Here is a 6,757-nt window from a genome sequence, read left to right as displayed (position 1 = left end):
CCATTTATCCATAGTGGACTTACCTACGTTCATCGCCTTTGCAGCTTCGATGATGCTATGGTTTTTATCGAGGACTAATTGGGCTGCTTCAAGTTTGAATTCAGCACTAAATGTTTTTCTGGTTGTCGATCTCATGTGTTCACCTAAAGTCATCTACGAGGTAATAATATCACCTCTATTTAGGTGGCCAAAATTAGTGTGCCACTACAGCCCCAAGATATTGAAGGGGTTGTATAGTAATACATTAGAGTTACTAGGAAGATATTTGCTTTATAAATAGGGGACTAACTCTGTGTAAGTCTATGAAAACAAAGAGTGCAGAAAACGCAAACTAGCTTAAAAAGAGGTATTTTTCTAGACTGATTCTTGTAGAGCATTGTTTATTAAATCCTTTAATATCAGATGGTTATGCGGATTTGGTAATCAATCATGGGGTGTCAGGGGTCGGAGGTTCGAATCCTCTCATACCGACCAAATTCCTCTTTTTATAAGAGTTAAAAAGCCTGCAAACTTAATCGTTTGCAGGCTTTTTTATTGTCATCCCCAAACCACCGCCTCTGGCGGTGGTGATTGTTCCTTGAGGCTATAGCCTGAATTACGCCCATGCTAAAAGAGACTTCTTATTCACCACAAGTAAGAGGAAACGAAAAGCATGGGCGATTATAGAAGTTCATCACATGTTTATTGGCGTTGCAAATATCATATTGTTTGGACTCCGAAGTACCGTTTTAAAATGTTAAAAGGAAACCTTGGTAAGGAGTTATACAGGTCAATTTATATCCTTTGCAATATGAAGGGTTGTGAGGTTTTAGAATTAAACGTTCAGATAGACCACGTTCACTTGGTAGTCATAATCCCGCCGAAGCTGTCAGTATCAACGCTGATGGGAGTATTGAAAGGAAGAAGTGCGATAAGGTTATTCAATAAATTTCCTCATGTACGTAAAAAGCTATGGGGCAATAGCTTTTGGGCCAGAGGTTATTTTGTAGATACAGTAGGTGTTAATGAAGAAATCATTAGACGATATGTGCGCCATCAAGATAAACAAGATCAGGAACATGAGGCTCAATTGTCGTTGCAGATGATGTAGGTTCTTGGAATAGCCCCTTCCAGGGGCAAGTCAAAGCCGCCTTCTAAGAAGGCGGATTCTTTACTTTAGTGCGATTTTAAATTCATTTTAGTCATACCAAAAGACTTAGGTATATGTATGGTAAAGTGTCTCAAGTTTGAATCATGAAAAAACATAATAAATATGGGCAGGCTGCGCGTAGCTGCGACTTTATCCCAGTGTTGAATCACCCCGAGGTTTGATTGATTGGGGGGGTAATGGATAAGTTGTATCGTTAAATTGAATTTTGCTGAAAGCTTTGGGTAGTGCTTTGAAGATTCTGGAGTGGCATTTATTGGGAGCAAAAAAATTAGTTGGACACACTTTTGTTCCCATCTTATGGTTGAATAAACTGCATTAAAAAACCCAAATACCACGCCAACAAAGACGCCCAAGTATAACCCCAAACTGCCATCAATAAAGCAGCGGAAGCCAGCCTTGGGTGAAAAGCGCTGGCGATAACTGGTGCAGAAGCCGCACCACCAATATTACACTGACTCGCGATCGCGAAGTACATGATAGGTAATCGAAAAAATACAGTAAAAATAAATAAGATAATAATGTGTATAGAGAACCAAATAAGAGCGATACAAACGTAATAGGGCGCGGCGCTCAATGCGCTAATATCAAAGTTCAACCCCATCAACATTATCATGATATAGATAAAAAAAAGAGCTGCCTGCTGAGTTTCCTTGACTAACACATGTCTTGCATTTGTTAATGAAAATAATAATCCTAAAAAAGTTGCAATTAATACTGACCAAAAAAATTCAGAAGTAAGATTGTATTTAAATAAGTGTGGGAAACTATTAGCGATTCTTGTTGCAAGGAAGGATGATAATTTTTCACTGAAGAAAATTACAATGAAAAAAGTCAAGCTCAATATCAGAATCCAATAATAGCTTGTTTGTTTTCCTATCACTTTACGTTTGATGTCAGTGCAAAATATCGGTCTATAGCTTTTATCAGCTTTCAGGAAATCATCGATTTTATCTTGGCGTTCTGCAATGAAAAGTAATATAACCATCCATATACCGGAAAAAAGAATATTAATTGCCATCATTACCGCAAATACGGCATCACCGACACTGTGGATTTCTTTTACAGCCAATTGATTGGCGGTTCCGCCAAGCCAGTTTGCCATCAGTGTTGACATGCCTTTCCAAGCAGCATTATCTCCCTGCCAGACGAGTTCGTTCGGAAAAAATATAGAGCCTAACCATAGGCTTAATGGACCACCAATACAGATGCTCACAGCACCTAGCACGTACATACCGAGAAGTTGTTTTCCCACTAAACTGAGAGCAAAGAAATCGGTACCTAAAATCAACAAAAATAAACAACCGGGCATTAAGTGTGTTTTGGCCATTTCGCTAAGCTGACTATTGCTCGCATCAATTATATTTAGCGAGCTAAAGATGGCAGGTAAGGTGTAGCACATTAGCATCAGTGGAAAAATACGATAAAATTGCTTAAAAAGTGTAATAGAGGATGTGTGTGTATAAAATAAACCACATAGTAAAAAGACTAAAAAAAATCCTATTCCAAGATCTGATGATATCAATTTAATTCACCTAGTAAGAATAGCTGGTATACATATATTATATTCTACAGTAGCTTACTAAAGGCTAGGAAACTCATGCTTAATGCAGATAATTCTTCTCCTTCACGCTGAATTGACCAATAAGTTCGTTTATAATCCCATCCATCCACAGGTAATAAAATAAGGTCTTTTCTTGCTAATTCAGCGTCAATCGCTAATAGGGGTAATACACTCAAACCTATACCTGTTCCAATTGCCATTTTAATAGAGCCAATGGTTGACATGCAGATTTCATCACGAACGTGAATATTTAAGCTTTTTAATAGCTGAATTGCACGAATTCGAGAGAACGATGATTCATGGTCGAATATCCACAATTGTTCACTAAGCCAAGATTTTGTATTTAAACCATTCGCAGCAGGATGAGTTACGCCACTCACAATGCAAAGATTATCTTGTAACCAATGCTCACAAATGAGATTTTTACTCGCGGGTTTAGCATCAATAAAGCCTAAGTCTAGTTCTTTTTCTGAAACCATTTTTTCAATAACTAAACTATTATCAATGACTAGTTTTATTTTTACATCGGGATATTGGTTCTTAAATAATGGAATTTTTCTAGATAATACATAGTTACCAGCAGTCTTACTGCTCCCAATGGTTAACGTCCCCTTAATGCCATGTTCAGGGAATGAAAATATATTTTCTAACTCTTTTCCCTTGGATAGCATTTCATTAGCATAAGGTAATATTATTTCTCCATGCGCATTTACAACCAAACCTCCCGCTACTCGCTCAAATAATCTACAGCCTAAAGACCCTTCTAATTCTTTAAGTGCCATACTTACAGCTGGCGTTGACATATGAAGCACTTTTGCCGCTTTTGAGATCTGCCTCTCAGAATGTATGGCTTTAAAGATCATCAATTGTCTTAATGTTATCCGCATCAAATGCTCCGCGAGGGGAAAATCAGTTATACTAGCAGTATAATAGTTTAAAACGATAAATAATTAACATGATAAATATCTGATTTTTATAAAGCGGCTATTTAGCCGCTTTATCTATAGAGGTTAAAATAGATATCTTGTAGATACAAAAATGAGAGTGTCATCAAACTCAGCATGTCCTTTGGCGTCAGTATAGTCACCATCAAAATAGGAAATACCTACCCCAAAAGTCAAATCCTTTTGAGCCTTAAAATCAACGCCTACTGAATATTGACTTGCATCACTCTCTTTTAGTGTTTTTAGATCTGCTCCGGCATTTTTTGTCACTTTACCCAGCCCAGCATCATCTTTTAAATATTGAAATTTTATATCATATTTATTAATAGGAACAACCATACTTAACAGGTAGGAGTTACCTTTAATATTATCATAAATACTTGACTCAGAGCGCTGGTACATAGCCCCCAATTTTACGGATGAAATAGCAACACCACCCACCAGTCTTGTTGCCTCTAACTGGTTCAATCCATCAGCATAGGCTATTGAAATATAGTGACTATTCTTTTTAAGTGCTGCATCGCCTAGGGAGAAACTAATTGCATAATTGTTTTGTTTATCAGAAAGTTCTGGATTTTTTTGATTAAAATCCTTATCAAAAACATAACTGATACCCATAGTAACACCTGCGACCTTAGCGCTATTTAATGTTACCGAATCGCCTAATCTATCGTTACCTGCAATAATCATATTCATATCGCTTGAGGTAATATTAAATAAATCTACTTTACCTTCAGCACTTTTAAAAACGGTATCATTTCTTCCGAAAACAGCCGAACCATAGTTAGTTTTAAAACCTAAGTAAGAGTTCCTCGGTTTGAAAATATTAGAGTCATCGTTATCAAAGCTTTCTATCCCAGCTTCAAATTTATATAACAAGCTAAAATTATCATATACACTATACTCACCTTTAACGCCTAAATACGATGCATAATTTTCAAGGAAAAATCCATCAACTTTTTCGTTACCAGAAAGACCATTACTTGAGTTGGCCACACCAAGCCACAGTCTTCCATAAAAATCTAGTGGCTCAGATAAAGCTGGAGTTGAACAAATTAAAATAAAACTAAAACCAATATATTTAGCATTTTTCATCGACATCACCTTTTTAGAATGTAAAAGCAATGCCATATTAGAGATTTAAGCAAACACATCTCAGCTTTAGATCACATCTAATCAACAAAAACATCGAGTTAAGCATAACTTAAAGTGTGTTAAGTTATATTTAATGATTTCAATTTATTGCTCTATATCACTATTTAAAAAAATTAAGAAACTATCATCACGCCAAATCTTACCAAAATAAAAACTGGAGAATTGCATGAAGATAAAATACTTGAGTATTATTGTCTGTTCGATTTTAACTGCGTCATCATGGGCTGCTGATAATAAAAATGATTTAGCATCATTCCATAAAGATGTTAATGGTTGTAAAACCTGCCATACAGCACCTAATAAAGTGAGCGATAGTGAGACATTTGAAAATAAACAATGTAAATCCTGCCATGGTGATTATGGAAAACTAGCAAATCCCAAACTAGAAATTGACCCACATTCTTCACACTTAGGTGATATTAATTGTACGTCTTGTCATAAAGGACATGAACAACCAAAGTTATATTGTAATGAATGTCATTCATTTAAAGGGCTCGACATGCCTTTTAATAAAGCAAAATCCAAAGAACCGTGGGACAAAGGTTGGGATAATGAAGCAATAAATAAAGCGATAGCTGCAGGTCCTAAAGAAACAACGGATGTGATTGTTGTTGGAGCCGGTAGTGCTGGATTTAATGCTGCGATTGCAGCTAAAAAGGCGGGAGCTAGCGTTATATTGCTTGATAAAGCACCATTTAGTGGTGGTAACTCTATGCTCGCCGCTGGCGGGTATAATGCTGTGGGTACAGTTCAGCAAAAAGATCATAAAGTCGATGATAAAATCGAATGGTATGTCGAAGATACAATGAAAGGCGGTCGATATGCTAACGACCCTAAATTGGTACAAATATTAGCGGAGCAATCGGCTGATGGTATTAAATGGTTAGAATCTTTGGGCGCCAATATGGATGATTTAAAACGCTCTGGCGGCGCTAGAGTCGATAGAACACATCGTCCATCTGGTGGTTTAAGTGTTGGTCCACATATTATTGATGTACTAAGAAAAGCATCGGATAAAGAAGGGGTTGATACAAGACTCAACTCCAAAGTTGTTAAATTGGTTGTTGATGATGAACAAAAAATTGTGGGTGTTGTCATCCACGGTAAGCACTCTGGTCACTATATGGTTGCAGCTAAGTCGGTTGTTTTAGCCACAGGTGGTTATGGGTTTAATAAAGAAATGATTGCTTTTTATCGCCCTACATTTAAAGGCATGACAAGTTCAAATAATATCACTTCAACTGGGGATGGTATTGAACTTGCTAAAGCAGTCGGTGCAAGTATGACTGATATTGATTGGATCCAGACACATCCAACAGTAGGAAAAGATAGCCGTATATTAATTTCAGAAACGGTTCGAGGTGTCGGGGCCATAATGGTTAATAAAGAAGGCGATCGCTTTATCAATGAATTAACCACTCGAGATAAAGCCTCCGATGCCATTCTAAAACAGCCTGAACAATATGCTTGGCTAGTATTTGATAATGAATTATATAAAAAAGCTAAAATGGTTCAGGGGTATGATCATTTAGAAATGCTTGAAAAGGCCAATACTGTTGCAGAGCTTGCAAAAATAACAGGAATGACTCCAAGTGTTTTAGACAAAACTATCACAAACTACAACCATTATTTCAAACAGGGTAAAGATGAGGCATTTAACCAGGGCAACCGCATGAATGTTTAAAATTCGCCCAACTGCAATCCTGCTAATAAAACCGATTCTAGATATTCAGGTTTCATCCAAGCTCTTTTCTGTTTCGCCGGAATGCTTCCCTTAGAAGGTTCTGCCCTAAGCATATTGAGTGATATTTGCCTAAGCATGGCCCAATTTTCTGCCCCATGATGTTGGTAAATCTGGCAACTATCTTCTTTCATTGAGACATCTAGCACCCAGTGTAAGCTGTTTTTCTTTCATTGAGACATCTAGCACCCAGTGTAAGCTGTTTT

General features: G+C 37.0%; 6 protein-coding genes and 1 pseudogene. 2 read left to right on the top strand and 5 right to left on the bottom strand.

The features are described from left to right. The coding region (locus L5M29_RS23465) for a transposase (protein ID WP_263170325.1) at positions 1-135 on the bottom strand (135 nt) is incomplete at its 3' end. Positions 136-652: 517 nt separating this feature from the next. Here L5M29_RS23465 and tnpA point away from each other — a divergent pair. Beyond that, positions 653-1,090 carry an IS200/IS605 family transposase gene (gene tnpA / locus L5M29_RS23460; RefSeq protein WP_219255617.1) on the top strand — a complete coding sequence of 146 codons (438 nt, stop codon included), beginning with the start codon at positions 653-655 and terminating at the stop codon, positions 1,088-1,090. 355 nt (positions 1,091-1,445) lie between these two features. On the opposite strand, the gene L5M29_RS23455 is transcribed toward tnpA, so the two are convergent. From L5M29_RS23455 to L5M29_RS23445, 3 genes are all read right to left on the bottom strand, one after another. After that, entirely contained in the window at positions 1,446-2,672 is a 1,227-nt protein-coding gene (locus tag L5M29_RS23455) for a DUF819 domain-containing protein (protein ID WP_263170323.1), read from the bottom strand. Positions 2,673-2,716: 44 nt separating this feature from the next. After that, positions 2,717-3,598 (bottom strand): LysR family transcriptional regulator, encoded by an 882-nt coding sequence (locus tag L5M29_RS23450; protein ID WP_263170321.1) that lies wholly within the window; start codon positions 3,596-3,598, stop codon positions 2,717-2,719. A gap of 123 nt (positions 3,599-3,721) precedes the next feature. Further along, positions 3,722-4,750, bottom strand: coding sequence for a porin (locus L5M29_RS23445; protein ID WP_263170319.1), 1,029 nt, complete (start codon positions 4,748-4,750; stop codon positions 3,722-3,724). A 226-nt stretch (positions 4,751-4,976) separates the two neighbouring features. Here L5M29_RS23445 and L5M29_RS23440 point away from each other — a divergent pair, with 226 nt between their 5' ends. Continuing rightward, positions 4,977-6,494: a flavocytochrome c gene (locus L5M29_RS23440; protein WP_263170317.1), complete on the top strand. Its 1,518-nt coding sequence runs from the start codon at positions 4,977-4,979 to the stop codon at positions 6,492-6,494. On the opposite strand, the pseudogene L5M29_RS23435 reads toward L5M29_RS23440, so the two are convergent. Next, positions 6,491-6,718: pseudogene (locus L5M29_RS23435) on the bottom strand (transposase); the annotation flags it as partial. The gene L5M29_RS23440 and the pseudogene L5M29_RS23435 sit on opposite strands and share 4 nt — an antisense overlap. Between the last annotated feature and the right edge of the window lie 39 nt (positions 6,719-6,757).

Origin of the sequence: Shewanella sp. SM95 (assembly GCF_025653595.1) — a bacterium.
Taxonomy (GTDB): domain Bacteria; phylum Pseudomonadota; class Gammaproteobacteria; order Enterobacterales; family Shewanellaceae; genus Shewanella; species Shewanella oncorhynchi.
This window is presented reverse-complemented; position numbering and strand designations above follow the sequence as displayed.